Annotated in this window: 22 protein-coding genes; 11 read left to right on the forward strand and 11 right to left on the reverse strand. The window is 63.0% G+C overall.

The genetic code is table 11. The features are described from left to right. Positions 1 to 14: 14 nt before the first annotated feature. Positions 15 to 827 carry a ComF family protein gene (locus LB516_RS18355; RefSeq protein ID WP_140713097.1) on the reverse strand — a complete coding sequence of 271 codons (813 nt, stop codon included), beginning with the start codon at positions 825 to 827 and terminating at the stop codon, positions 15 to 17. Between the two features lie 65 nt (positions 828 to 892). Here LB516_RS18355 and LB516_RS18360 point away from each other — a divergent pair, with 65 nt between their 5' ends. Further along, the gene (locus LB516_RS18360; protein WP_224586945.1) at positions 893 to 1,765 is read left to right on the forward strand and encodes a methyltransferase domain-containing protein; all 873 of its coding nucleotides are present in this window, start codon (positions 893 to 895) and stop codon (positions 1,763 to 1,765) included. A 20-nt stretch (positions 1,766 to 1,785) separates the two neighbouring features. Here the strand turns inward: LB516_RS18360 and LB516_RS18365 are convergent, their stop codons facing one another. The 5 genes from LB516_RS18365 to argJ form a co-directional block, all read right to left on the reverse strand. Continuing rightward, positions 1,786 to 1,965 (reverse strand): Flp family type IVb pilin, encoded by a 180-nt coding sequence (locus tag LB516_RS18365; protein WP_140787759.1) that lies wholly within the window; start codon positions 1,963 to 1,965, stop codon positions 1,786 to 1,788. Between the two features lie 109 nt (positions 1,966 to 2,074). Continuing rightward, positions 2,075 to 2,389, reverse strand: a complete 315-nt coding sequence (locus LB516_RS18370; RefSeq protein WP_140662782.1) for a hypothetical protein — start codon at positions 2,387 to 2,389, stop codon at positions 2,075 to 2,077. 120 nt (positions 2,390 to 2,509) lie between these two features. Further along, positions 2,510 to 2,932 (reverse strand): (deoxy)nucleoside triphosphate pyrophosphohydrolase, encoded by a 423-nt coding sequence (locus LB516_RS18375; protein ID WP_224586943.1) that lies wholly within the window; start codon positions 2,930 to 2,932, stop codon positions 2,510 to 2,512. Between the two features lie 8 nt (positions 2,933 to 2,940). Then, positions 2,941 to 3,693: a GNAT family N-acetyltransferase gene (locus LB516_RS18380; protein WP_224720242.1), complete on the reverse strand. Its 753-nt coding sequence runs from the start codon at positions 3,691 to 3,693 to the stop codon at positions 2,941 to 2,943. A 29-nt stretch (positions 3,694 to 3,722) separates the two neighbouring features. Further along, positions 3,723 to 4,964 (reverse strand): bifunctional glutamate N-acetyltransferase/amino-acid acetyltransferase ArgJ, encoded by a 1,242-nt coding sequence (gene argJ, locus LB516_RS18385; RefSeq protein ID WP_140662785.1) that lies wholly within the window; start codon positions 4,962 to 4,964, stop codon positions 3,723 to 3,725. 221 nt (positions 4,965 to 5,185) lie between these two features. Between argJ and LB516_RS18390 the strand changes: the two genes are divergently transcribed. After that, positions 5,186 to 5,785 (forward strand): TetR/AcrR family transcriptional regulator, encoded by a 600-nt coding sequence (locus LB516_RS18390; protein ID WP_224720138.1) that lies wholly within the window; start codon positions 5,186 to 5,188, stop codon positions 5,783 to 5,785. Positions 5,786 to 5,847: 62 nt separating this feature from the next. Here LB516_RS18390 and LB516_RS18395 read toward each other — a convergent pair whose 3' ends face one another. Further along, positions 5,848 to 6,783, reverse strand: a complete 936-nt coding sequence (locus LB516_RS18395; RefSeq protein WP_140874999.1) for a peptidylprolyl isomerase — start codon at positions 6,781 to 6,783, stop codon at positions 5,848 to 5,850. A gap of 261 nt (positions 6,784 to 7,044) precedes the next feature. On the opposite strand from LB516_RS18395, the gene secA reads away from it, so the two are divergent. Then, entirely contained in the window at positions 7,045 to 9,777 is a 2,733-nt protein-coding gene (gene secA, locus LB516_RS18400) for a preprotein translocase subunit SecA (RefSeq protein WP_140720276.1), read from the forward strand. 56 nt (positions 9,778 to 9,833) lie between these two features. On the opposite strand, the gene LB516_RS18405 is transcribed toward secA, so the two are convergent. Further along, positions 9,834 to 12,419, reverse strand: coding sequence for a helix-turn-helix transcriptional regulator (locus tag LB516_RS18405; RefSeq protein ID WP_224720139.1), 2,586 nt, complete (start codon positions 12,417 to 12,419; stop codon positions 9,834 to 9,836). Positions 12,420 to 12,633: 214 nt separating this feature from the next. Between LB516_RS18405 and LB516_RS18410 the strand changes: the two genes are divergently transcribed. The 5 genes from LB516_RS18410 to LB516_RS18430 all read left to right on the forward strand — a co-directional run bounded on the left by LB516_RS18410 (position 12,634) and on the right by LB516_RS18430 (position 16,947). After that, a complete protein-coding gene (locus tag LB516_RS18410) occupies positions 12,634 to 12,906 on the forward strand; it encodes a DUF4242 domain-containing protein (protein ID WP_023770749.1) in 273 nt (90 codons plus the stop codon). 426 nt (positions 12,907 to 13,332) lie between these two features. Then, positions 13,333 to 13,830 carry a hypothetical protein gene (locus LB516_RS18415; RefSeq protein WP_140616855.1) on the forward strand — a complete coding sequence of 166 codons (498 nt, stop codon included), beginning with the start codon at positions 13,333 to 13,335 and terminating at the stop codon, positions 13,828 to 13,830. A gap of 58 nt (positions 13,831 to 13,888) precedes the next feature. Further along, positions 13,889 to 14,086, forward strand: a complete 198-nt coding sequence (locus tag LB516_RS18420; RefSeq protein WP_140662794.1) for a DUF1127 domain-containing protein — start codon at positions 13,889 to 13,891, stop codon at positions 14,084 to 14,086. A gap of 180 nt (positions 14,087 to 14,266) precedes the next feature. Continuing rightward, positions 14,267 to 15,667 (forward strand): oligosaccharide flippase family protein, encoded by a 1,401-nt coding sequence (locus tag LB516_RS18425; protein WP_224720140.1) that lies wholly within the window; start codon positions 14,267 to 14,269, stop codon positions 15,665 to 15,667. Next, positions 15,667 to 16,947, forward strand: a complete 1,281-nt coding sequence (locus tag LB516_RS18430; RefSeq protein WP_140616852.1) for a GNAT family N-acetyltransferase — start codon at positions 15,667 to 15,669, stop codon at positions 16,945 to 16,947. Before LB516_RS18425 ends, LB516_RS18430 begins: the two co-directional genes overlap by 1 nt. A gap of 201 nt (positions 16,948 to 17,148) precedes the next feature. On the opposite strand, the gene LB516_RS18435 is transcribed toward LB516_RS18430, so the two are convergent. Continuing rightward, complete coding sequence (locus LB516_RS18435) at positions 17,149 to 18,684, reverse strand: FAD-dependent oxidoreductase (protein ID WP_224720141.1); 1,536 nt, start codon at positions 18,682 to 18,684, stop codon at positions 17,149 to 17,151. 20 nt (positions 18,685 to 18,704) lie between these two features. Between LB516_RS18435 and LB516_RS18440 the strand changes: the two genes are divergently transcribed. The 3 genes from LB516_RS18440 (at position 18,705) to LB516_RS18450 (ending at position 20,730) form a co-directional block, all read left to right on the forward strand. After that, positions 18,705 to 19,199: a MarR family transcriptional regulator gene (locus tag LB516_RS18440; RefSeq protein ID WP_210161499.1), complete on the forward strand. Its 495-nt coding sequence runs from the start codon at positions 18,705 to 18,707 to the stop codon at positions 19,197 to 19,199. A gap of 106 nt (positions 19,200 to 19,305) precedes the next feature. Then, on the forward strand, positions 19,306 to 19,638 hold the full coding sequence (locus LB516_RS18445; RefSeq protein WP_224720142.1) for a hypothetical protein: 333 nt from the start codon (positions 19,306 to 19,308) through the stop codon (positions 19,636 to 19,638). A gap of 432 nt (positions 19,639 to 20,070) precedes the next feature. Next, positions 20,071 to 20,730: a hypothetical protein gene (locus LB516_RS18450; protein ID WP_224720143.1), complete on the forward strand. Its 660-nt coding sequence runs from the start codon at positions 20,071 to 20,073 to the stop codon at positions 20,728 to 20,730. A 1,216-nt stretch (positions 20,731 to 21,946) separates the two neighbouring features. Here the strand turns inward: LB516_RS18450 and LB516_RS18455 are convergent. Both LB516_RS18455 and LB516_RS18460 read right to left on the reverse strand, forming a co-directional pair. After that, the gene (locus LB516_RS18455; protein WP_224720144.1) at positions 21,947 to 22,903 is read right to left on the reverse strand and encodes an SEL1-like repeat protein; all 957 of its coding nucleotides are present in this window, start codon (positions 22,901 to 22,903) and stop codon (positions 21,947 to 21,949) included. A gap of 335 nt (positions 22,904 to 23,238) precedes the next feature. Then, positions 23,239 to 24,474, reverse strand: a complete 1,236-nt coding sequence (locus LB516_RS18460) for a hypothetical protein (protein ID WP_224720145.1) — start codon at positions 24,472 to 24,474, stop codon at positions 23,239 to 23,241. Between the last annotated feature and the right edge of the window lie 28 nt (positions 24,475 to 24,502).

Raw genomic sequence — 24,502 nt, forward strand, 5'->3', positions numbered from 1 at the left:
CTTCCGTTGCCGACTTATATAGTCACGGACTCGTCCGCCCGGAAGTCCCCCGGCAACACGCGGGCAAAGGTCAGCACGTCGACGGCGGCCGCACCTCCCCTTTTCAGCGCCTTGGTGGCGGCACGCACGGTGGCGCCGGTGGTGTAGACATCGTCGATCAGAAGCACCCTGCGGCCGGCAATCTCGATCTCGGCCTCTGCCGGCACGCGAAAGGCGGCGCGTACGTTTTCCTCGCGCTCCTGCCGCTCCAGTCCGACCTGCTGGCGGGTGAGTTTCACGCGCCGCATGGCGGAGGGCGCGAAAGACAGCCCGCTGAGCTCGCAAACCGCGCGCGCCAGTTCCGCCGACTGGTTGAACCGCCGCCTGAAGAAACGGCGCCAATGCAGCGGCACCGGCACCACCACATCCGCGTCGGCGATGAGCTCGGCGCCCACACGGACCATCCAGCGCGCCATCCAGGGTGCGAGATCCGTGCGGTCCTGGTATTTCAGCCCTTGCACCATCTGGCGGGCAACGCCGGAGTAGACGACCGCGGCCCGTGCCCGTTCGAAGGGAGGCGGATCCGCGATAGCCTCCGCCGACAGAAAACCATCGCCCATGTGATGGGTGAACGGCGTGCCCATCACCGGACACCAGGGCCGCTCCAGCAGCCGCAGCTTCGGCCAGCAGTCGCCGCACAACACACCGGGCTGCGAGACCTGCCGGCGGCAGCCGGCGCAGACCGGCGGAAACAGGATGCGCGCCGGCCAGCCCAGAGCCGACCGGGCAGCAGACCCGGCTAGCTTACCGATCTCGACGGACTTGATCTTGGGCATCGGATCGGCCACGTGATTGGTTGCTCGGCACCACCATACCAACCATATCAGGGCGCCGACATACAAGGATCAATCCCTTGCAGCCTATAATGGACACCTCTCTGTGGCTGGCGCACAAGCGGCGCGCGCTCATCCATCCGGTTGACGGCGCCGACTTCCTCATGCGCCGTGCCGCCGAGGATCTCGCCGACCGGCTGGGCGCCGTCGAGCGAAAGTTCGCCAAGGCGGCGGTGCTGTTTTGCCAGACATCGGCCGCGGCCGATGTCCTTGCGCGGAGCGGCAAGGTGGCGGATCTCGCCCGTGTCGAGACGGCCGCGGCTTTCCTGAACGGTGCCGCCGGCCTGATTGCGCCGCCGGAGACCGTCCCGTTCGAGCCGCAAAGTCTTGATCTGGTGGTATCGCTTTTGTCGCTGCAGGCGATGAACGACATCCCGGGCATGTTGATCCAGATCCGTCGCGCGCTGCGGCCGGACGGACTTTTTCTCGGCGCTTTCGCAGGCGCCGGCACGCTTGCGGAACTGCGCGAAAGCCTGCTTGCCGCCGAGACAGAGCTCTACGGCGGCGTCAGCCCTCGCGTCATCCCGTTCACCGACGTACGCGATGCCGGTGCGTTGCTGCAGCGCGCCGGTTTCGCGCTGCCGGTCGCCGACGTCGAGACGGTGACGGTGCGCTATGCCAACCTGTTTGCCCTGATGGCGGATCTGCGTGCCATGGGCGAAACCAGCGCGCTGGCCGATCGCAGCCGGCGGCCGGGCACGCGCCAGCTGTTTGCCCGCGCCGCGGAAATCTACGCCGAACGCTTTTCCGACCCCGACGGTCGTATCAGGGCAAGCTTCTCGACGGTCTGGATGTCCGGCTGGGCGCCCGATGCATCGCAGCAAAAGCCGCTGAAACCCGGTTCAGCCAAGGTTTCGCTGAAGACTATACTGGAGGGACCTGATGGGCATTGACCTGTTCGCAGGCACCAGCCTCATTGCGCAAAGGCGTTGGCAAGCCTGCTGGAGTTGTCGCTGAACAGCCAGGTCAGCGAGTTGAAGACCTGGCCGATACCGCCGATGATCGTCAGCGACAGCACGGCGATAATCAGACCATATTCGACGACCGTGGCGCCGTTTTCGTCCTTCAGAAAACGCAGCAGCACTGTTTTCATGACCTCGATCCCCGTTGCGGAAACTTTACCGCGGACCTGTTAAGAAAGGTTAACGGCAAAGGCTTAACAGGCGGTGAAGTCGCCGACCGTCGGAAATGTCCTGGCCTGGTCAGCAGTCGCCACTGCTTTTGCCATCGGAACGGATAATGCAGACGCCTCCCGGATCGGCCTGCAGCACGCTGCGGCGTACCGTATAGGTGCTGCGATGCCTGATCGAACCGGTAGCCGTCATGTCCAGGCCGGGGAAACCGTCTCGGGCCGTTTGCGAACGCGCCTGGTTGTCGAGGAAAGGGGTCGCGATCAACGCCAGCGCCACGGCGGCCGATCCGAACAGCAGCGTGAGGCGCAGGACGCCCATGCCCGCATCAGCGACACGAAAGCCGCGCTCGGGCCGGATCGAATCCCAATCCCTGTCCAGGCTCATTCTATCGCTCCCCAGCGAAATGGCGGCGGCCGCACGAAAAACGGCCATGCATCAATTTTTCATGATGAGATAAATCTTCCATTAACGCTGGCTGATATGGACGGTGGTCCAACCAGATCCTCAAAGGAGATCGATCAGGAAGGGGATCAGTGGCGCATCGGCCGGCGGCATCGGATAGTCGCGCATCTGTTTGGGCCGCACCCATTTCAGCGCCTGCCCTTCCCTCGGCTGGGCGATGCCGCGGAAGCGGCGGCAGACAAAAAGCGGCATCAGCAAGTGGAAGTCGTCATAGGAATGGCTGGCGAAGGTCAGCGGCGCCAGGCATGGGATCTCGGTCTCGATACCGATCTCCTCCTGCAGTTCACGGATAAGGCATTGTTCCGGCGTCTCGCCGGCCTCGACCTTGCCGCCGGGAAACTCCCACAGGCCTGCGAGTTGCTTGCCTTGCGGCCGCTGCGCCAGCAGCACCCGACCATCGGCATCGACCAGCGCGCAAGCGGCGACCAGAAGCAGGCGCTTGCCGCTGGATTGCACATCATTCATGCCCGATTTCACCCATGAACAGCGGGCCGGCGGTAGTGGTAGCGATAGACTTCCTCGAAGCCGAGCGCGCGGTAAAGCGCCAGCGCCGGCGCGTTGCCGGCCTCGACCTGCAGCCAGGCTTCCCGTGCGCCGCGCAGCCTCGCCCATTTCAGCGCCGACAGGATCAGGTTGCGGCCGTGGCCCTTGTTGCGCGCCGCCTTATCGGTAGCGACCTCGAACAGGCCGGCGAGATCGCCGTCATGCACGCAGATCAGCGTCGCCAGCGGCTCCGTCCCATCCTCGAGTGCGAACAGCCCGGCTTCAGGCTGGATAGCGCCGATGATCTCCGACAGGCCCGGCCGCAGCGACACGTCCGAGCTGCTGACCTTGAGCAGTGCGCCGATAAAGCGGCTGATGTCCTTGAGCGGGATCTGGTCCATGGCGGCGTCGAGCTGCGCATCGGCCAGCGGCAGTCGCATGACCAGCGATTCGTCGAACCGGCTCCAGCCCTCCTTGTCGAGATGACTGGCAAGATCGGGACCCGACAATGGCAACATGCGGAACGTCAGCGGCCGGCCGTACGCGTCGAAACGGCGGCTCGCGCGGCCGATGCGGTCGGCGATGTGCTGGATGTCGCCGGGATCGAGCGGATTGACCGAGTTCAGCCGCTTGGCCGGATGACCGGCGGTCAGGCGCACCACCCAGGTGCCGTCATAGTGGACGGCGGCCGCGGGCCAGGCGCGAAAGCCGGCCGCCTCATAGCGGCGCACGGTCGCGAGCATGCTTGCGGGATGACGCGAAACCAAGGCGATCAGCTCCGGTAGTCGCCATTGATGGCGACATATTCCTTGGTGAGATCGCAGGTCCACACTGTCGCCTTGCCGCGGCCGATGCCGATATCGGCGCGGATGCGGATGTCGTCGCGCTTCATATAGGCCGAGGTCTTTTCTTCCGAATAGTTGGGGTCGCGCTCACCCTCGTGCGCCAGCCTGTTGTCGCCGAACCAGATCGACAGCCGGTCGCGATCCGCGGGCTCGCCGGCCTTGCCGACGGCCATGACGACGCGGCCCCAATTGGCGTCCTCGCCGGCGACCGCCGTCTTGACCAGCGGCGAATTGGCGATCGACAGCGCGATGCGTTTGGCCGAGCGGGCCGACTTGGCCCCGGTGACGGTGACCTCGACCTGCTTGCGGGCGCCCTCGCCGTCGCGCACCACCTGCAACGCCAGCGACTTCAGCACCTTGCCGAGCGCCCGGCGGAACTGGCCAAGGCGGGCGTCCCTGGGATCGGTGATCTCGGGCGCGCCGCGCTTTGCCGCCTTGCCGGTGGCAAACAACAGCAGCGTGTCGCTGGTCGAGGTATCGCTGTCCACGGTGACAGCATTGAACGTCTTGGCCGTGCCGCGCGACAATAGGTCCTGCAGGGCAGGAGCCGCGATCGGCGCGTCGGTGGCAATGAAGGACAGCATCGTCGCCATGTCGGGCGCGATCATGCCGGCGCCTTTGGAAATGCCATTGATGGTCACATCGGCGTCGCCGAGCTTGACCGTCGCCGTCGCCACTTTCGGATACGTATCCGTGGTCATGATGGCCTTTGCCGCCTCTGTCCACAGGTCCGGCTTGCCGTCGCTGACCAGCCCGGCGAGCAGATGGCTGAACTTGGCCGTGTCGAGCGGTTCGCCAATGACGCCGGTCGAGGCCAGGAAAACCTCGCCTGCCGTGCAGCCCGCGGCCTTCGCCGCCGCTTCGCCCGTCAGAGCGGTGGATTCGCGGCCCTTCTGCCCGGTGAAGGCGTTGGCGTTGCCGGAATTGACGACCAGCACCCGCGCCTTGCCCGAGCCAAGGTTCTGGCGGCAGAAATCAACCGGCGCCGAGGGACATTTCGACCTGGTGAACACGCCGGCGACCGCGGTGCCTGCATCGAACACCATGGCCAGCAGGTCGGTGCGGCCCTTGTACTTTATCCCTGCTTCGGCGGTGGCGATGCGCACCCCTTCGATTTCTGGCATTTTGGGGTATTTCTTCGGCGCAAGCGGGGAAATCGTCGTGGACATTCAGACCTCGGGCGGGAAAATCGCAAGGGAAGGCCGGTTTGCCCGATACGGCGAGCCGGTGCAAGCGCGTTTTCGTCGCTCCCGCGGAGGGCAAACCCGTTCAGGATCAAGCTTGCATTTCAAATCTGTTGGCGTCGCCGGGGTCCGTGGCGCTATGATCTTCCACATTGGCAAGCGGGATCACTTATCATTGCCGGCGAATTGAAACGGGGACGACAGGCATGGCCGAGGAGGTGGATACGGCGCGCAGATCGATCGGTGCGCGGCGCAATCCCGACAGCGCGGACGCCATTCTGGAGGCGGCCGAGGCAGTGCTGGTCGAAGGCGGCTATGCCGGCTTCTCGATCGAGGCCGTGGCGCGCCGCGCGCGCGCCGGCAAACCGACCATCTATCGCTGGTGGCCAAGCAAGGCGGCATTGCTGCTCGAAGTCTATCAGCGCCAGAAGCGCGTCGACATCCCAGACAGCGGAAGCTTGGAAGAAGACCTCGTCGGCTTCCTGAAAAACCTGTTCGCGCATTGGCGCGACACGCCTTCGGGCAGCGTGTACAGGTCGCTGATTGCCGAAGCGCAATCGGATGAGACCGCCGGCGCGGCGCTCGCCGGCTATGCCACCGGGCGCCGGACTCACAACAGCCAGATCGTGGACCGCGCTAAGGCAAGGGGTGAAATTGCCGACGATATCGATTCAGAGGTGGTCGCCGATCTGATCGGGTCCTTCGCCTGGAAGCATCTTTTGACCAACCGCCTCGACGTGGATGAAGCCACGATACGAACCGCTGTTGGCTATGTCACGCGAGGCATCGTCACGCCCAGGCGCTAAAAAACGGCAAAAAAATAGGCGCGGCGAGCAACCACTCGCCGCGCCGTTCCTGATTGCGTGTGTTACTTGGCGCTTTCCAGCGTGTCGACGGCCTTCTTCAGATTGGCGTCGGGAATCTCGACCTTGGCGCCGGCGCGAAGCGACTTGACCAGCGCGAAATACTTGTCGCGGATGACCGCCTGCTTGGCCTGGTCCTTGACGTCGTCGAAGGCCGGCGGCTGCTTGGCGCGCTTGTCCTCGAGCTTGATGACATGCCAGCCGAACTGCGTCTGCACCGGCTCCTTGGTGTATTTGCCGACCTCGAGCGCGAAGGCCGCCTTGTCGAACTCCGGCACCATCTGGCCAGGTCCGAACCAGCCGAGATCGCCGCCATTGGACTTGCCCGAGGGATCGCTGGTGTGCTCGTTGGCGAGCTTCTGGAAATCGCCGCCGCCGTCGAGCTGCTTGATGATCGCCTCGGCCTCTTCCTTCGTCTTCACGAGGATGTGACGGGCATGCACCTCGTTGACTGGCGGCGTGTTGGCGATTTCCTGGTCGTAGCGGGCGCGAACCTCGGCGTCGGTGACCTTGTCGACCACACCCTTCTCGACCATCTCGCCATGCAGGGCGCGCTGCTGCAGGAAAGCCATGCGGCGCTGGAAGTCAGGATCCTTGTCGAGACCGTCGGTGACCGCCTTGGCTGCCATGACGCGGATTTCGATGGCCGCCGAAAGTGCCGCGGCGCGGCGCTGCTCGGGCGGCAACTGCGCGAACTGCTGCGACAGCTCGCCTTCGGCAAGCACCAGATCGGCTTCGGTCAAGGGCTGGCCGTTGACGGTGGCGATCACCGTATTCGGGTCGACCGGCGCCGCGGCCGGGGCAGCCGCATCCGCCGGGGCGGCGGGGGCGGCCGGAGCGGGAGCGGTCTCCTGCGCCGTGACAGGCGACAAGCAAAGAGCCGACAGGCCGAGGGCCAGGCCAAGGCTGGCAAGCGACGCACGGCTGAACAACAAGGACATAAGGATGACTCCGGTCAGGGATTGTAGGGAGGGTGGCTTCCAGATCAGCCAGATTGTGGCGGAATTTGGCGCGACCGGCAGGGCCAGCGCGGCGTTGACATCAGTTGAGCCCCCTCTTATCTGTCCATCGACTTGGCGTCCAGAACCGTTTTCCGGGCGTTTTTTGTGTTTGCCCGTATTCAGGCGGTGCGTTCACGTGGATGTGATGGGGCCGGCCGGCGCCTGTCTCAAGATTGAGAATTCTATCGAAAGGACCATTGGATGGTCAGTCTCGGCGGTCTCGCCCGTAAGGTTTTCGGTTCCTCCAACGACCGTCGGGTCAAATCGACCCGCCCCCGTGTCGAGGCGATCAACGCCATGGAAAACGAGATGCGGGCGCTCTCCGATGCCGAGCTTGCCGGCCGCACGGAAAAATTTCGCCAGGACATCGCCAACGGCGCCAGCCTCGACGATCTGCTGATCCCAGCCTTCGCAACCGCCCGCGAGGCCGCGCGCCGCGTGCTTGGCATGCGCCCCTTCGACGTCCAGCTGATCGGCGGTATGGTGCTGCACAATGGCGGCATCGCCGAGATGCGCACCGGCGAGGGCAAGACCCTGGTCGCGACGCTGCCGGTCTACCTCAACGCACTTGCCGGCAACGGCGTCCATGTCGTTACCGTCAACGACTACCTCGCCACCCGCGACTCCGAATGGATGGGCCGCGTCTACAAATTCCTCGGCCTCTCGGTCGGCGTCATCGTCCATGGCCTGTCGGACGAGGAGCGTCGCGTCGCCTACGCCTCCGATGTCACCTACGCCACCAACAACGAGCTCGGCTTCGACTATCTGCGCGACAACATGAAGTACGAGCGCGCCCAGATGGTGCAGCGCGGTCACAATTACGCGATCGTCGACGAGGTCGATTCCATTCTGGTCGACGAAGCGCGCACGCCGCTGATCATTTCCGGTCCGCTCGAGGACCGTTCGGAAATGTACAACACCATCGATACCTTCATCATCCAGCTGCAGCCGCAGGATTATGAGATCGACGAGAAGCAGAAGACCTCGATCTTTACGGAGGAAGGCACCGAGAAGCTGGAGAACATGCTGCGCGATGCCGACCTGCTCAAGGGCGAGTCGCTCTACGATGTCGAGAACGTCGCCATCGTCCACCACGTCAACAACGCGCTGAAGGCGCACCGGCTGTTCCAGCGCGACAAGGACTACATCGTGCGCAACGGCGAGATCGTCATCATCGACGAGTTCACCGGCCGCATGATGCCCGGCCGCCGCTATTCGGAAGGCCTGCACCAGGCGCTTGAAGCCAAGGAACACGTGGCGATCCAGCCGGAGAACCAGACGCTTGCTTCCGTCACCTTCCAGAACTACTTCCGCCTCTACAAGAAGCTTTCCGGCATGACCGGCACGGCGCTGACCGAAGCCGAGGAATTCGGCAACATCTACGGTCTCGAAGTCACCGAGATTCCGACCAACCTGCCGGTCATCCGCAAGGACGAGGACGACGAGGTCTACCGGACGGTCGAGGAGAAGTACAAGGCGATCGTCAGGGAGATCCGCGAAGCCAGCGCCAAGGGTCAGCCGACACTGGTCGGCACGACCTCGATCGAAAAGTCCGAGCAGTTGGCCGAGCGCCTGCGCAAGGAGGGCTTCACGGATTTCGAGGTTCTGAACGCCCGCCACCACGAGCGGGAAGCGGCAATCGTTGCCCAGGCGGGCAAGCCCGGCGCCATCACCATCGCCACCAACATGGCCGGCCGCGGTACCGACATCAAGCTTGGCGGCAATGCCGAGATGCGCATTGCCGAGGAGCTGGGCGACATGCCGGAAGGTCCCGAACGCGAAGCGCGCGAAAAGGAAATCAATGCCGACGTCGAGCGCCTGAAGGAAAAGGCGCTGGCCGCCGGCGGCCTCTACGTGCTTGCCACCGAGCGCCATGAATCGCGCCGCATCGACAATCAGCTCAGAGGCCGCTCTGGCCGCCAGGGCGACCCCGGCCGATCGAAATTCTTCCTGTCGCTGCAGGACGATCTGATGCGCATCTTCGGCTCCGAGCGCATGGACGGCATGCTGCAGAAGCTCGGCCTCAAGGAAGACGAGGCCATCATCCATCCCTGGATCAACAAGGCGCTGGAAAAGGCGCAGAAGAAGGTCGAGGCGCGCAACTTCGACATCCGCAAGAACCTGTTGAAATATGACGACGTCTCCAACGACCAGCGCAAGGTGGTGTTCGAGCAGCGCATCGAGCTGATGGACGGCGAGGGCCTTTCGGAGACCATCGGCGAGATGCGCGCGGGCGTCATCGACGAGATCGTCGCCAAGGCCATTCCCGAAAACGCCTATGCCGAACAGTGGGACGTCGCCGGCCTGAAGGCCGAGGTCGCCGAATTCCTCAATCTAGACCTGCCGATCGAGGATTGGGTGAAGGAAGAAGGCATCGCCGAGGACGACATCCGCGAGCGCATCTCTCAAGCCGCCGACGCCGCGGCACAAGAACGCGCAGACCGTTTCGGTCCCGAGGTGATGAACTATGTCGAGCGCTCCGTGGTGCTGCAGACGCTCGACCATCTGTGGCGCGAACACATCGTCAATCTCGACCATCTGCGTTCGGTCGTCGGCTTCCGCGGCTACGCCCAGCGCGATCCGCTGCAGGAATACAAGAGCGAGGCGTTCGAGCTGTTCCAGGCGATGCTCGGCAATCTGCGCCAGGCCGTCACCGCGCAGCTGATGCGCGTCGAACTGGTCCGCCAGGCCGCCGAAGCGCCGCCGCCTGAAGCGCCCGACATGTTCGGCACGCATATTGACGGCACCACCGGCGAGAATGATTTCGAAGGCGGCGAAACGGCCCTTCTGGTACGCCAGGAAAGCACCGCCATCGTCGCTCCCGAGGACCGCGACCCTAACAACCCCGCAACCTGGGGCAAGGTCGGCCGCAACGAAGCCTGCCCCTGCGGCTCCGGCAAGAAATACAAGCACTGCCACGGGACTTTCGCGTAAAGACCTGCAGGATCGGTGTTCCCCGGACTTCTGATCCGGGGGCCGCTCCCATATTGTCAGATCAGCCCGGAATCGCGCGCCGCGGCGGTTGCCTCGCCGCGCGAAACGGCGTCCAGCTTGCCCAGCACCGCTGAGACATGATGATCGACGGTCTTCGGTGAGATGGTTAGGTGCTCGGCGATTCTCTTGTTGGAGAAACCGCGCTCGATCAGGTGCAGAACCTCCATTTGGCGAAGCGTCAGGCCAGCGTGATTGGCGCGTGTGCTCTGCCGCGGTCCCCTGGCGATGTTATGGACGCCATTCTGCCGCATGACGGCGCGGACGTGCTGGGCCACCGGCCGGGCACCGAGCCCTTCGAATATGTCCAGGGCCAGGCGCAGCGCCGGCTCGTCGCCGTACAACAGGGCGAGCGCCCGTTCGAACGGAGCGCCCAGCCGGGCCCACAGCATCGCGGCACCACGCCAGTCGCCGGTGAGCAGCAGGCGATAGGGCTCCGCCATGCCGGTCGTGTCGCCAGGACTGCTTTCAGGTGACAAGAGCAGCCGCCAGACGGCCAACTCGGCGAACATCGCCCTCGTCGGCGACAGGCTTTCGGCCAGATCGATCAGGCGAAGTGCCTCTTCGGTGTCGCCTTGCCCGAGCCATGCCAGTTCGGCCATCGACGCCGTGTAGGGGACCAGCCGCTGCAGCTCCATTCCTTTGTCTAGGAACCGCTTCATTTCGTCCAGCAACGGCGCGGCCGGATCGCCTCGTCTTATGCGCAATTTCGCCAGCGCGACCAAGGATGGGTAACGCACCAGGGCCGTGGTCGCACTATCGTCGATGACGTCGTGAGCCATCGCGGCCGCATCGTCCCAAAGGCCGCGTCGCAAAAGCAATTGCGCCTGCACGCCCCGCATATAGTCGCGCCAGGTCGCGAGGTCATTCTCGACGCAATAGGCAATGCCCCGGTCGAGAAAGGATTGCGCCCGGACAAGGTCGAGCTGGTTCATTTCGGCGCAGGCGCAATTGGTGAAGCCGCGTGCGGCGTGCTCCTGGTAATTCTGCCCGAGCGCGATGTCAAGGCTGCGGGCGAGATGCAGACGGCCCTTGGCCAGGTCAAGCCACTGCTCGGCGGAGCCAAGATTGTTGAGCGCATGACAGACTATCTCCGGCTTGTTCAACCGTTCGGCCAAACCGACTGCCTTGCAGCCGAGCAGCAGCGTCTCGTCGAGCTTCTCGGCCAGCATCGCCAGCTGCGAGAGATTGGAATAGGCCATGGCAAGCTCCGGACTGGCCGGCGCCTGTTCCAGCAATTCCACCGCCTGTGCCCCGAACAGGTCCGCCTGTTCTCGGTCACCCACCAGATAGGCGAAGCGCGACAGGCATCTGAGGCTGTCGCCCTCCCTGAGCGTGTCGCCCAACGCCTGCTGCAACCGCCGCGCCTGGCCCTGCGCCTCGATGGCCATATCGATGCGGCCGATCAGATGGCATTCAAAGGCATAGCCTTCGTAAAGCCTCGCCCGGTCGCCCATAGGCAGGCTGTCGGCGTGCCGCAGGGCGACCTCGTAATAGCCGGCCGCATCGCGATGCGCGCCGACGCGGGAAGCCTCGCGCGCCGCAAGCGGGGCAAGCTCGCGCACCGCTTCCAAATTCTGGGCCTCCACCGCATGGTGGACAAGTCTTGCCGTAGCCACCTCGGCGTTTTCCTGCAGTGCGGAAAGCGCGCGCTGGTTGAATTCGCGCCGATGGCTTGGCGTCAGCGCCATCTCGACGGCGCGACGGGCGATCTCGTGGCGGAAGGCATAGCCATCGCCGAGATCGTCGAGCAGGCCGTTCGAGACACATTCCGCCAGTTGGCCTGCGCTGGCGACACCACAGAGGCCGCGCAGCGCCCAGACATCGGCGCGGCGTGGAAACACCGACACCGCGTCGAGCATAGAGCGCCCGCCCGGCGACAGGCGCTCGGCACGCGCCAGCACAGCGTCGCGGACGCTGGCCGGCGGGATCATCTCGCTTTCGGCAGCCAGCAACTCGGTGACGAAGAAGGCGTTGCCCGCGGTGGCGCGATAGATTGCGCTGCCGTCGCGGTTGGCGGCTTCGGCAAGCGACAACACCGCCGCTTCGCTAAGCAGCGGCACTTCGATACGCTGGACGTTGGCGGCCGGAATTTCACCGAGCACCCGACGCGCGCGCATCTGCCCTTCGCTGCGGTCGGTGCGTGCCGTGAACAGCACCAGCATATGCGTGTTGGCGATGCGTCGGCCCAGGAAACGGACGAAATCCAGGGTCGCGTCGTCGGCCCAGTGCATATCCTCGATGACCAGCAGGCCCGGCCGAGACCTCGCCTCGAAAACCTCGAGAGCGTCTGAAAACAGGGGCAGCCGCTGGCCTTGCCGGTCATCGATCGCCCGGGGCAGTGCCCACTGCGCATCCCGGGCCAGATCGTAGAGCGGTCCCAGCGGATCGGGGATCGACAGATCCTCGCAGGCGCTGCGGAATATGGAAACGTGCTGCCCAACACCGCTTACGAACGCCTCGACGAGTGCCGTCTTGCCGGCGCCGGCCTCACCCAGCAATGCCGCCACGCGGCCGCGACCGCGCGCCGCCGCCGCGAGCAGTTCCTCCAACTGATCAAGTTGCGCCTGCCGCTCCAGAAGCATCGTTACTGGCCCATGAGTATCGTCGTCTGCCCCATCCCCCAGGATACCCACGCTTCGGTATCCGCAGTGTGGCTCCAAGATCGAACGTCGAAAACATAGGGAATCGTCCCGCGAAATATGGGGAAAGGCTCCGATGCGCGCTTTCGAAGGCCATGGTTTTTCTCCGACCGCGCTCATTTCGAGCGTGAAATCAATCGTAAAAGGAAGCCATTCCATGCCTCGCTATCTGATCGAACGGACATTCCCCGACGGACTCAACCTGCCGATGAACGACATCGGCGCAACGGCGCTTGGCGGCATCATCATGCGCAATGCCGAGAAGGGGGTCACCTGGGTGCAGTCCTTCGTCTCGCCCGACAAGAGCAAGAGTTTCTGCATCTACGACGCCCCCTCGCCGGAGGCCATCCGCAGCACGGCGCAGAAGAATTCCCTGCCGGTGGACAAGATCACGGAGGTGAGGGTCCTGGACCCCTACTTTTATCGCTGATCCAATGGAGCAAGGATGGAGCCATGAGCGTGAAATTGTCCTGGGCAATGATAGTGGGCGGTTTTCCCTGTTGTTCCCTCCCGAAACGGCCGCCGGCATGGCGTTCGACCCTGCACCCCACCGGCGCGGTCTCGCATCGCGGATTGTCTCCGCGCTGCTATCGCCATTGCGAGGCCGGCGCGGGCGCCTGCCTCCGCAAGACGATTATTTGAGACGGGACGTCGGTCTGCCGGAGCACGAGATGCGGCGGGACTACTGGGAATACTGGTGGTGGCACCAATGAGACCGCGGTCCGGTTAGACGGGATGGACGAGGATCGAACCCGTCCCGTACTGCCAATCCCATGCCGCGGGCGTCTGCAGCCAGGCCTGGCCTTGCTGGCCGGCCTGGGCGCCTGCGGATCATCAACAATCAATGGAGAACAAAATGAACGTCAATTTCTGGCGCCTTGCCGCGCTGTTCATCACGTCGATCGCTTCCACCGCCGCATCGGCGGGGAAGGGCAATCCGCTTGCCGACGAGGTGCGGGCGGCCAACAGCCGCTTCGCGAACGTCGCGGCGGCCACCGCCGAGGGCTATGCGCCGATTCCTTGCGCCAGTGGCATCACTGGCGGCGCCATGGGCATTCATTACGTCAATGGCGCCTATCTGAAGGACGATGCGATCGACCTCGCCAAGCCGGAGGCCGTGATGTACGAGCCGATGTCCGATGGCACGCTGAAGCTGGTGGCCGTCGAATACATCACCGCGAAGGGTCCGGCCTCGCTCGGAGGCCAGTTGTTCAACTTCAACAGCGCTCCCAACCGCTATGGCCTCGGCCCTTTCTACGAACTTCATGTCTGGGCCTGGAAGCAGAACCCGACCGGCGCCTTCGCCGACATGAACCCGAACGTCTCGTGCGACGCCATGAAAAAGGCCGACTGACGGCGCCGCCTGCCGGCCCGTGCCGGCAGGCTTTTCGCGCGCATCGCGAGGAGAAATCATGCCCGAAATCGACATCGTCCTGGCGAGGCCGCGCACCCGGCCTTCGCGCCTGATGGCCGTTATCGCTTGGCTTGCATACGGATGGCACCTGCGGCATGGCCGGCGTCGCTTGGAGGCCATGCCCGGTTTCATGCTGAAGGACATCGGTATCAGCCGTTGCGCGATCGACCATGTTGCAAGGCACGGCGAGACGTGACGCCGGTAGACCTGACTGATTGACAAACGGCGCTGCGCCTGTGTCGCCTTTGCGGCACCCTCACCCGTTCGTCGTCGCTCGACCCTCGGCTACTACGCACGCCCTCCCCACCCACGCTTTCTTAAGGTGTCTTCGCTACACCAAAGCCTGAAAAGAGGCGGAAAACGGAGAGAAATCGGGGTGCGCTTTTCCGCGGCCACGACTGCCGGGCGGTTCTTGCCGCAGCGTTTGGCGCTGCGCGTGGAGCCTTTGCTTGGCCGCCTCGACGCCGTGCTGTTCACCGCCGACGAACGCGGCGAGGCCGGGCGCATGTCGGTCATCGCCTTCTCCATCCGCATCGTCAGTGCCGTCATCGCCTTCATCAGCCAGGTGCTGATGGCGCGTTGGATGGGTTCCTTCGAATACGGCATCTTCGTGCTGGTCTGGGTGACGATGGTCATCGTCGGCAACCTCGCCTGCCTCGGCTTCCACACATCGGTCATCCGCTTCATCCCCGAATACCGCGAGCGCGGCCTGATGGATGAATTGCGCGGCATCGTCGTTGCAAGCCGCCTGTTCGTGCTGATCGCCTCGACGGTCATCGCCGGGCTCGGCGCCCTCGGCGTCTGGCTGGCCGCGCCCTGGATCGAAAACTACTACGTGATACCGTTCATCCTCGGCGTCATCTGCCTGCCGATGATCGCGCTGTCGGATTTGCTGCAAGGGCTGGCGCGCGCCAATTCATGGGCGTTGTTCGCGCTGTCGCCGACCTACCTGATCCGGCCGGTGCTGATCCTGCTGTTCATGGCGCTGATGCTTTGGGCGGGCTACGCCGCCGACGCGCGGACGGCGATCTTCGCCTCGATCGCCGCTACCTACGCCACCACGCTGACCCAGCTCATCGGGGTCACCCAGCGCATGGAAAGGCAAATTCCGGCCGGCCCGATGAAAGTGCATTTCGCGCAATGGTTCGTCGTCTCGCTGCCGATCTTCCTGGTCGAGAGCTTCTTCTTCCTGCTCACCAACGCCGATGTGCTGATGGTCGGCGCCTATATGGATCCCAATGACGTCGCCGTCTATTTCGCCACGGTCAAGACGCTGGCGCTGGTGCATTTCGTCTATTTCGCGGTCAAGGCCGGCGTCGCCCAGCGCTACGCGCAGTTCACCCATGGCGAGCCGCAAAAGCTTGCCACCTTCGCCCGCGAGACGGTATCATGGACCTTCTGGCCCTCGCTGCTGATGGCGTTTCTGGTGCTGGCGCTGGGCGAACCGATGCTGGTGCTGTTCGGCCCCGAATTCACATCGGGCTATCCGCTTCTGTTCCTACTCGTCTTCGGCGTCGTGGCGCGCGCCGCCGTTGGCCCCTGCGAAAGCCTGCTCACCATGAGCGGCAACCAGAATGTCTGCGCCGCCGTCTATGCCATGACACTGGCCTTCAACATCGGGCTCAATGTGGTGCTGATCCCGCTTTTCGGCCTGTGGGGCGCAGCCATGGCCACCGCCTTTGCCATGATCTTCGAGGCCGGCGCACTGTCCTTCACGGTCTGGCGCAAGCTCGGCATCGTCATGGCGATCTTCGTGCCAGCCAAAGGAGCCGCCTGATGGCCGCCATCCCTCTGCTTGAGGAAACCAGCGGCGGTCCCGCCGGCGCCATGGTGTCCGGCCTTGCCGGGCTGGCGCGCGACGCCGATCCCGCTCATATCGAGATCCTCGCCAACAACCGGCCCGAGCGCAAACTCGCCATCTACCCGGCGTCGGCCGGCTTCGACCTGGTCGAGGAACTGGACTATCTCTGCGCCCGCACGATCGAGCCGAACGTCTTCTTCAACCCGCGTTTCCTGGCGCCGGCCATGCCCCGGCTGGAAGATCGCGAGGTGCGCCTTGCCGTGATCCGCGACGGCGATGAATACCGCAACCGGCTGCGGCTGCTGGTGCCGATCTCGGTGGAACGGCCGGTGGTGCCGCTCGGCGTGCCGGTCATGCGCACCTGGTCGAGCCCATTCGGCCCGCTCGGCACGCCGCTGATCGACCGCGACGATCCGGTCGGCGTGGTCGAGGATTTCTTCTCGATGCTGTCGCGCCCGCATCTCAAGCTGCCGAAAGTTCTGGTCCTGCCCGACATCAGGCTCGACGGTCCGGTGTCGAGCCTGGTCGCCACCGTGGCCGAGACGCGTGGCCTGGCGCTGGTCACCACGGGCCAGACTTCACGCCCCGTGCTGGAGAGCGAACTCGACGGCGACGATTATCTCAAGGCTTCGCTGCGCGCGCACCACTATCGCGAATTCCGCCGCCTGAAGCGGCGCCTCGGCGATCTCGGCAAGCTCGAACATGTCGTGGCACGCGGCCCCGAGGAAATCCGCCACGCCATCGAGCACTTCCTGACGCTGGAGGCGTCCGGCTGGAAAGGCCGCGAGCGCACCGCCATGGCGATCGACCGCTTCCGCGCCGCCTTCGCCCGCGAGGCGGTGCACCGGCTCGCCGAACAGGACATGTGCCGCATCCATTCGCTGACGCTCGACGGCCGCACCATCGCTTGCCTGATCGTCTTCGTCGAGGCCGGCGTCGCCTACACCTGGAAGACGGCCTATGACGAGACGCTGGCCGCCTATTCGCCGGGCACGCTGCTGATGATCGAGGTCACCAGGCAGCATCTCGACGATCCCAACATCATGATGACCGATTCCTGCGCCGTGCCCGACCACCCGGTGATGAGCCGGCTGTGGAGCGAGCGCAAGCCGGTCGGCACATTGGTGATCGGGTTGACAAGGGACGCCGACCGTCTCGCCCGCCAGGCCGCCTCGCAGCTGCATCTCTACCGCGAAACCCGCAACATGGCGCGCCTGCTGCGCAACCGGATGAAGAGTTTGCTCAGACGGCGCTAGACCTGCGCTGGGGTGGGTGATGCAAAACCGTAGATTGGCGACAACCTGCCCGGTGGGTCGCGCTGCTGGTCGGCCTTGCAATCCCATTCAGAAATGTCCTCTGGCATGGCGGGCCTAGGACAGTCGAACGGCCGACATGCGTTCCAGCGGCTGTCGTGTCCGGGGACGGCCTCCGCAGGCCGTCCTGATCCCGCAAGTCCGTCATGTTGGTGCAACGTCGACCCTCCCGTTTGACTGAGAGCAGGCGTTCTCGGAAGGAAGTACCTTCGCCAGATAGTCACCGACCAGGGTGGAACTCGCGGCATCGAAAGTGGCGCCGACGTAGCCGTCCGGCCGGATGAGCAGGCAGCCGCCCTCGGCCAAGCTGAGCTGATTGGAGGGGTCGCGCAGTTCCGCGCCTTCGCCCACCGTGACCACTCGCAGGCCCGCGCGCGCAGCCACGATCGGCCAGTAGTCAGGGCTCGATAGAAGCAGAGTCCAGTGCGTGCCGGTCACCACGTCGAACAGACGGCGGGGCTGTCCAGCGGCGCCAGTTAGGGTCGCGTCCGGCATGCGCTCACCGGCCCGCGGGCCAATCGTCCGACCACCTCCGTCGTGAGAAAGTGATGAGTGGGGATAGCCGATGTCGAGCTGATGTGTGTCGCGGCCGCGCCGCATGCCGCCTTGTTCGCGCTGACGGTCGAGCAACTGGGTCGAAAGCCCCAGGACATCCGCCGCAACGGCGCGTCGCTCCTCCTCATAGGTGTCTAGCAGCGCTTCGGGGGCGCCAGCCAAGACTGCGGCCAATTTCCAACCGAGATTGTAGGCGTCCTGAACGCTGGTGTTGAGGCCCTGTCCGCCCGTTGGCGGATGGATATGCGCGGCGTCGCCGGCTAGCAAAACCCGTCCGACCCGGTAGCGGTCAGCCAGACGCGCGTTCATCGCGTAGGCGGACGCCCAGGCCACCGACTGAACATCGATGTCGCTACGGCCAGTCCGCTCGGCGATCATCCGCGTCAATCCATCCGCGGAAAGGTCAGGCTCGCCGTCCAGCGGGATCGGCGCCTGCACCTGGAACAGGTCCGTGCCGGCGAGCGGGCAGATCATGACGAGCCGCTCCATGTCGCCGTCATTGAACTGGTGCCAGGCAGCGCGGTCGAGTCCGCTCAGATGGGCATCCGCCACGATAGCACGGACACCCAGCGTCTTACCGGGAAAGTCGATGCCGAGCGCACTGCGGATCGAGCTGCGGCCACCGTCAGCACCAACCAGATAGCGCGTATGGACCCGCTCCTCGCCGCCAGACGACTTGAGGCGGGCGCTGACGCCATCATCGTCCTGCTCGAAGTCGATCAATGCGGTGCCGAACTCGACACGATGGCCCAGCTCCGCGAGGCGCTCGCGCATCACGCCCTCTGTAAGGAACTGCGGGATCATGAGCGCTATGAAATAGGGGACGTCGGGCGAAGGTTCGGGCGCTTCGAAAACTGCCTTTTCGTCATAGCCGCCGTCGTTGCGATACTCCCTCATCGGCGGATAGACACCGCCGGCTGCCATGATGCGGTCGATTATGCCCAGATCCTCGAACACCTCCTGCGTGCGTGGCTGCAAGCCCTTGCCGCGCGAGCCGGCGAAGGGACGTTCCATCTGCTCAACGATGCGGAACAACACGCCTCGCCTCGCCAAGTCGATTGCCAGCGTCAGCCCGGCTGCTCCCGCGCCGCAGATCAGGACGTCAATTTCAGCTCGCTCTTCCATTTTCGGCTCCAATGTGCATAATGCACATATTAAAGGGAGCCAAGCCGGTGTCAATAAAGAAAGTGCATAACGCACATATTAAAGTGTTGTTGCCCGAGCTGCATCGCTCGCTGATTGACATCGTCACCATCATGAACCGACCCGAGCGGGATGTGGAATTGCTCACCAAGGCGGGCCTCACGCTCGAGCGTGCCCTCTTCCCGCTGCTCGTTCTTGTCGAGAGACTTGGCCCGATCGGCGTTGTCGATCTGGCTGGCCGCGTCGGTCGCGATTACACGACCGTCAGTCGACAGGTGTCACGACTGGAGGAGCTGGGACTGGTCACGCGGCGCTTGAGCGCCGCTGACAAGAGAGTTCGCGAGGCCGTTGTCACACCGCAGGGAAAAGCGGCGACGGACGCGCTGGATGCGGCGCGGGAGCAAATAGCCGTTGCCAAATTCGCCGACTGGGACCGCAAGGACTTCGACGATCTAGTCCGCTTGATGCGAATGCTCGTCGATACGATGAAGGATTAGACCATAACCAACAGCAAGTGTCGCACTTTGCAAGGATCGACCTGCGCTCTCACTCAGCAATGTGTGTGTTATACACGCGCCTGATGAAAAGTGCAGCAGGCGCGACATGTCTGCTTACGCTGCACTTTCTCGACAGAAGCGAGCGGCTGAAACCGGCGCGCGCCTTGTTGTCGCCCATCACAGCGTGCCGAACGGAACGGCGAAGCGCTGGTTGGCGCGTTCGTCCGCCTTCGCCGACGTCGATTGGGGAAAGGCCGCGGCCTGGGCAGAAATGGCCGGTCGTTTGCCGCTGCTTTCCGGCGCCGAAGAGGATCTGGTTTGCGAGACCGGATTCTCGGATATCGAGCTTCTTCCATGCCGCCTTCTCGTTCCGTGGCTAAGTGGCGGCGGCAAGCATGGGCTGAGCGCCTCCCGCGATAACTGCCCCCAACATGGCTAAGCTTTGCTCTGATTTTGAAGGATGGTGCCCCTAGCCGGGACGGCAGGGGATGTCTAACCAGCGTTTCCACTCGAACTTTGTCATTGAAATTCAAGCTCTTGCGAGAGACTTGCTCCCGAGGCACCGATCCCTCGGTGTACCTGTTCATATTCCCTCGGTGTACCTGTCGTCAAGGCTTCCCGCTCAATGCCGGTGCAACACAGGCTTGTTTGGAGCTAAGCCTAGCCCGTCAGCGAGGATAATTGAGCGTTTCAAAATAGCTTTCCAACGGGAACGAGAAAAAATAACCTGCTCTGCATTTATCCTCGCTGAAACACTTCTGGCGGCTAATAAGCCTCGCCAAAAACTTGGGACGGCAATTTCATCTCGCTGGCGTAACCCGCCAAATCGACTATCTTTAGGCCATATCATCTTTATCGAAAGGAAACTCCGATGAAAGAGAAACGTGGCCGGGGCCGCCCGGTTGGCAGTGGCGAGAAGGATGAGCCATTGCTTGCAGATATAGCTGACCTTCTAGTCAGGACGCCAGGGTTGAAACTCACTCCTGCGGCAAGGCACGTCATGAAAGCTCGCAACGACTGGAAGGCTGCAAGCCAGCAAGCCATGATCCGCCGCTTGCAGACTAAATGGCAGGTAGCGGGTGCGAGGGAGCTTGCGGCAGCGCACAAGAGAGCGGCACAGACGTCGACGCCCAGGTCCAGTCGCATGGATTATGTCGGGATACCGGACCATGTTGCAGAATTGCAGCGGCATATCGGCGCCATCCGGGCGGTATATTCGCCCTTGTTTGAACAGGCTGTGGAAGTCCGCAAAACCTTCGAGGCCGTTCGGGGCGACTTTGCGCAGTTCGGCGCCCTAGGGGCATCTCTCAAAGACCAAGCAGCCGAAACGCTTAGACAATTCGAGGAGGCCAAGAACCAGGCTTTCGCTCCCTACAAGGGCGTCCTCGGTGAGATCGATGCAATTCAAAAGCAAGCTAAAATGCAAATCGAAGCCATCCGTGGCCCCTTCGCCGCTCTGGAGAAGACCTGGGCTCATCACGCTGCGGCGGCTCATTTCACTTCTCTGACCGTGCGGACGGCCCTCGGGTAAGAAAGACCCCGGCGCTAAAGCCGGGGCCGGGGCCTCTACCGATATGCTACCGCCGCGACCGCTCCGGCAAGCGCTCAATCATGTGGGCGAAGAGTGCAGAGAACGGCAGGAAGTACCCGAGCGGAAAAGGCGTGTCCGGAGCCCTGGCTATTTTTCGTCCTTCCAGATCACTCGTTTTTCCCAGCGGATTTCCACCAACCGCCTATATCGGATTGTATGCGCCTGCTCTCCGGTAGGATGAAATAGCTGGGCGCCCATCCACTCCCGGCTTCCGCATGCTTGGCAGCGCACCTTGTCCCGCACCTCGTCAATCGTAACGTTCCCAATTACCTCCCGAAGCTCTGCCGGCTTGTAGTAGCGCGTAACCCTACAGCGGGCGCAGCGGATGCCGGCCACCTGCCCCGCGTGATGGGCATGCGTCAGTGTCCAGGCGGCACCTCTCGGCCACTTCTCGGGTTGCTCGGGCATGACCTGAAATGAGGAGCGGCGGTGGCTCCGGTCAAGAGGCCGCTTGACAGTTTTGTTCTCATTTCGTTCACTGTTGCTCAATGAGCGATTATATACCTGGACAGACCCAGCCTAATCATAGGAATGTGATCGGGACAGGCCGGCACGCACAAAACCCACATTTGCTAGATTGACTACCAAGGAATAGAGGGTTGGAGAAGACCTATCGATGGGCCGAGGCTGACTTCTACGCCCGCAGATGCGACCTCACTCGTGAGGAAGCTTTGAGGCTTCTCAAAGAGGCTAGTCCATCCAAGTCGCTTTCCCAAGCGACAGGCAACGGCAAGAGACGTTAGTCCTTACACAGAGCTGTTTTGATTAGCTTCTCTCTTGGCGTGGAAGAACTTACGCTGCGCACGGGCCATTCTATTATTGAAACTTCCTAAAAGATAGCCGCAGGGCAACACGCACATTATTCCGGTTACGACGTTATTCGGAAGAACGAACTTCAAGAGCGCCATTCCGACACAAGCTACAATAAATATCCAGAAAACCGTTCCCATCGCGTCTTGCCACATGCGATTTGTGGGAAGGAGGTATTTCTCCATCCATGGCATCACCAGTCGGTTCTTATCCCAAAACTGTTCAATGTTGATGGGGTCTTGGGGCATAGCTCTAGACGATCCGTAGGCCCGGATTGACCCAAGGCCACCATGCATCCCGATGATAGGACGTACCAATCACAATATCGAGCACGGCGGCAGGCCATTTAAGCCTTTTTTGCCGGCGGCTCCAACTTGATAAGATAGGCCTTAGCAGTGGCATCTCCTTGATCAGCGGCCTTGCGTATCAAAATGAGGGCTTGGGCAGTATCCTGCTTCACGCCATAGCCACCGAGGTATGCCACTCCAAGGTTGTACTCAGCACCCGCATTCCCCTGGTCGGCAGCCTTCTGGAACCAAGAGACGGCCTGCACATAGTCTAAAGGAACGCCCAGCCCCTTGTAGTACGAAACACCAAGGTCGTACTCAGCACCAGCATTCCCCTGGTCCGCAGCCTTCTGGAACCACGAGACGGCTTGGGCATAGTCGAGCGTAACTCCTAGGCCCTTCGCATACACTACACCAAGATCGTGCTGCGCCAGGGCGTTTCCCTGCTCTGCCCCTTTGCGATACCATGCGATTGCTTCAGCATAATCCTGGGCGACCCCTTGGCCTTTGAGGTAGGCCAATCCCAGAAAGTATTGGGCAACGGCCGTTCCTTGGTCGGCGGCCTCGCGGAACCAGGTGGCGGCTTCTCTATAGTTCTGTGGGACGCCTGTTCCATCTCTGTAAAGCAACCCGAGATTGGTTTGAGCGCCGGCCAATCCTTGATCGGCTGCTTTGCGATACCAAATTACGGCCTCGGCATAGTCCTGCTTGACGCCTAGCCCACGGTCGTAAAGATACGCGAGATTGTGCTCTGCCTGGGCGTCACCTTGGTCCGCTGCCTTACGGTACCAAGCGGCAGCTTGGAGGTAATCCTGTGTGACACCGTGCCCTTCGAAGTAAGCAGTGCCAAGAGCGTCCTCCGCTTTGGGATCACCGGTGTTAGCCAGGACACTCCACAACAAGACAGCCGCTGCGTAGTCTCCTCTTTTATAGGCCCGTTCCGCTTGCCCAGCATGGGCGACGCCGGCCACCAGCATGCCGGAGACGAAACAAAGCAACTTGGACAGGGGCTGCATGGTGACCTCCGATTAAGCTCCGGAGTTCGGATTAGGGTCTGACTTTTTGCCACGGTCAAGCCTGGGCGGTCCGGGAAGAGCTGGAAGGCGAGAAGGAAGACGACCACTTCTGCGCCTGTCCCACGTGCGGTCAGTTGGTCCACAAGCGCGACCTTCGACAAGCGATCTGGCATGAGCAGCTCGGACACCAGCGGCTCGAAATGGACGCATTACCGGGCCTCGCCTCCTCGGCATCTTACAGGTCCCACAATGGAAGATAGGTGAGGTGGGGGCGAAGGTTGTTGGGGTGAGAAGGAAGGATGCTCCTCCCTCTCTCTCCCCCATGTAGGTCAACCTTAGTGGCTTGGCTTCAGAGCCACCATTATGCGAGTTCCGGCTACTCGTTCCGCCTCCTCCACCATGATCTCCGCGATGGCCCGCGTCTTCGTGATTGGCGATAAGACAGCATCGTGGATTGGGAGGACGGCGCAGCCCTCCAGCAAAGTCCTTTCCAACACGCCGCATAGGATTTCGCTCTCGCTGTACATCAGCTCATAGCCGATCCCGCAGTTCAGGACCGGTGCCAGCAGCGGGTGCTTCCTCAACATAGCTTGCTTGAAGCGGCCCACTGTCCACCCTGTAGGCAGTCCCTGCTCGATGTCCGGGTGCCACTTGCGCATCGTCGTGGCCTTGAAGAGGAAAGCGTTGAAGCCACTCTTGACAGCACGCCTTTGCTCGTCGGTGAACTCCTCTGTTCCAGGCAAGTCGTAAGGGCTGCCCTGGGGCGGAGCGGCTCCGACCTTGGCATAAGCGAGCCGAGGAAACATCTGCCCGTAATCGAGTTCCCCAATCCGCTGACCTTCAACCCGAATGTGCCTCCGTTCGGTCCTCCTCATCTGCTGCCAGAAACCTCCGAAGAGACGGCCGCAGTATGCAAGCCTCGGCGATCTTGCATTTGGAGGCAGCGTGAAACGCCTTACCAAGGCTCGGTCGTGAGTGTCGGTCGACTGGTTCCCCACGTACGCCACCTCGGCAACCGCAAGCCGCTCATTGAACCTCCGTACCTGTGCCGCCTTCGATGCAGCGTCGTCGGTCTGCGGGATTGGGACGTGCTCTCGTCTGCCCCATTGATCCTTTCGCGTCAGGACCAGCGCCGGCAAGTCCGTCCTTCTCTCGAAGTCCGGGCTGCTGATGGCCCTTGACCTCACCTCTCCTGCAAACGCCGCCGTAGGAGCGATTGTAGTGGCGTACCCCGCCTCCTGCGGCCTTGTGACTGTTGCCACCCCAACGGCCTCCAGTGCCCCTAAAAGCGCCGGTAGAGGCTTGCCGAAGCCGTCAACCGTCCTGCCCACAGTCGCCCGCTTGCGGTGGCCCAGCGGCAGCGTAATGCGGCCCAACTCGGGCGGGAACAGGGCGTAGTGAGCTAGATTGGCGACGATAGTGTCTACAGCACTCTTGAACGCCTTCGCATCTGCCGGCCTTCTCTGGCGTTTGCGGGACCCGCTGCGCTTTTCATAGGCCAAGACCAGCTCCGTGACGTCATCTGCAAGTTCCTGAAGCGGGCCTTGAGTGGTCAGCTCGAAGCGGAACATCTGGTCTCGTGGTGCTACGAGGCTCGTC

This window comes from Mesorhizobium sp. CO1-1-7, assembly GCF_020164885.1.
Lineage (GTDB): Bacteria > Pseudomonadota > Alphaproteobacteria > Rhizobiales > Rhizobiaceae > Mesorhizobium > Mesorhizobium australicum.

Coding starts and splice junctions, on each gene's coding strand:
- LB516_RS18440 (WP_210161499.1), top strand. CDS start 18,705: ATGCACATATTAAAGGGAGCCAAGCCGGTGTCAATAAAGAAAGTGCAT.
- LB516_RS18430 (WP_140616852.1), top strand. CDS start 15,667: ATGGCCGCCATCCCTCTGCTTGAGGAAACCAGCGGCGGTCCCGCCGGC.
- LB516_RS18445 (WP_224720142.1), top strand. CDS start 19,306: ATGTCTGCTTACGCTGCACTTTCTCGACAGAAGCGAGCGGCTGAAACC.
- LB516_RS18410 (WP_023770749.1), top strand. CDS start 12,634: ATGCCTCGCTATCTGATCGAACGGACATTCCCCGACGGACTCAACCTG.
- LB516_RS18380 (WP_224720242.1), bottom strand. CDS start 3,693: ATGCTCGCGACCGTGCGCCGCTATGAGGCGGCCGGCTTTCGCGCCTGG.
- LB516_RS18455 (WP_224720144.1), bottom strand. CDS start 22,903: ATGCAGCCCCTGTCCAAGTTGCTTTGTTTCGTCTCCGGCATGCTGGTG.
- LB516_RS18450 (WP_224720143.1), top strand. CDS start 20,071: ATGAAAGAGAAACGTGGCCGGGGCCGCCCGGTTGGCAGTGGCGAGAAG.
- secA (WP_140720276.1), top strand. CDS start 7,045: ATGGTCAGTCTCGGCGGTCTCGCCCGTAAGGTTTTCGGTTCCTCCAAC.
- LB516_RS18420 (WP_140662794.1), top strand. CDS start 13,889: ATGCCCGAAATCGACATCGTCCTGGCGAGGCCGCGCACCCGGCCTTCG.
- LB516_RS18375 (WP_224586943.1), bottom strand. CDS start 2,932: ATGAATGATGTGCAATCCAGCGGCAAGCGCCTGCTTCTGGTCGCCGCT.
- LB516_RS18390 (WP_224720138.1), top strand. CDS start 5,186: ATGGCCGAGGAGGTGGATACGGCGCGCAGATCGATCGGTGCGCGGCGC.
- LB516_RS18395 (WP_140874999.1), bottom strand. CDS start 6,783: ATGTCCTTGTTGTTCAGCCGTGCGTCGCTTGCCAGCCTTGGCCTGGCC.
- LB516_RS18405 (WP_224720139.1), bottom strand. CDS start 12,419: ATGCTTCTGGAGCGGCAGGCGCAACTTGATCAGTTGGAGGAACTGCTC.
- LB516_RS18460 (WP_224720145.1), bottom strand. CDS start 24,474: ATGTTCCGCTTCGAGCTGACCACTCAAGGCCCGCTTCAGGAACTTGCA.
- LB516_RS18415 (WP_140616855.1), top strand. CDS start 13,333: ATGAACGTCAATTTCTGGCGCCTTGCCGCGCTGTTCATCACGTCGATC.
- LB516_RS18435 (WP_224720141.1), bottom strand. CDS start 18,684: ATGGAAGAGCGAGCTGAAATTGACGTCCTGATCTGCGGCGCGGGAGCA.
- LB516_RS18370 (WP_140662782.1), bottom strand. CDS start 2,389: ATGAGCCTGGACAGGGATTGGGATTCGATCCGGCCCGAGCGCGGCTTT.
- argJ (WP_140662785.1), bottom strand. CDS start 4,964: ATGTCCACGACGATTTCCCCGCTTGCGCCGAAGAAATACCCCAAAATG.
- LB516_RS18365 (WP_140787759.1), bottom strand. CDS start 1,965: ATGAAAACAGTGCTGCTGCGTTTTCTGAAGGACGAAAACGGCGCCACG.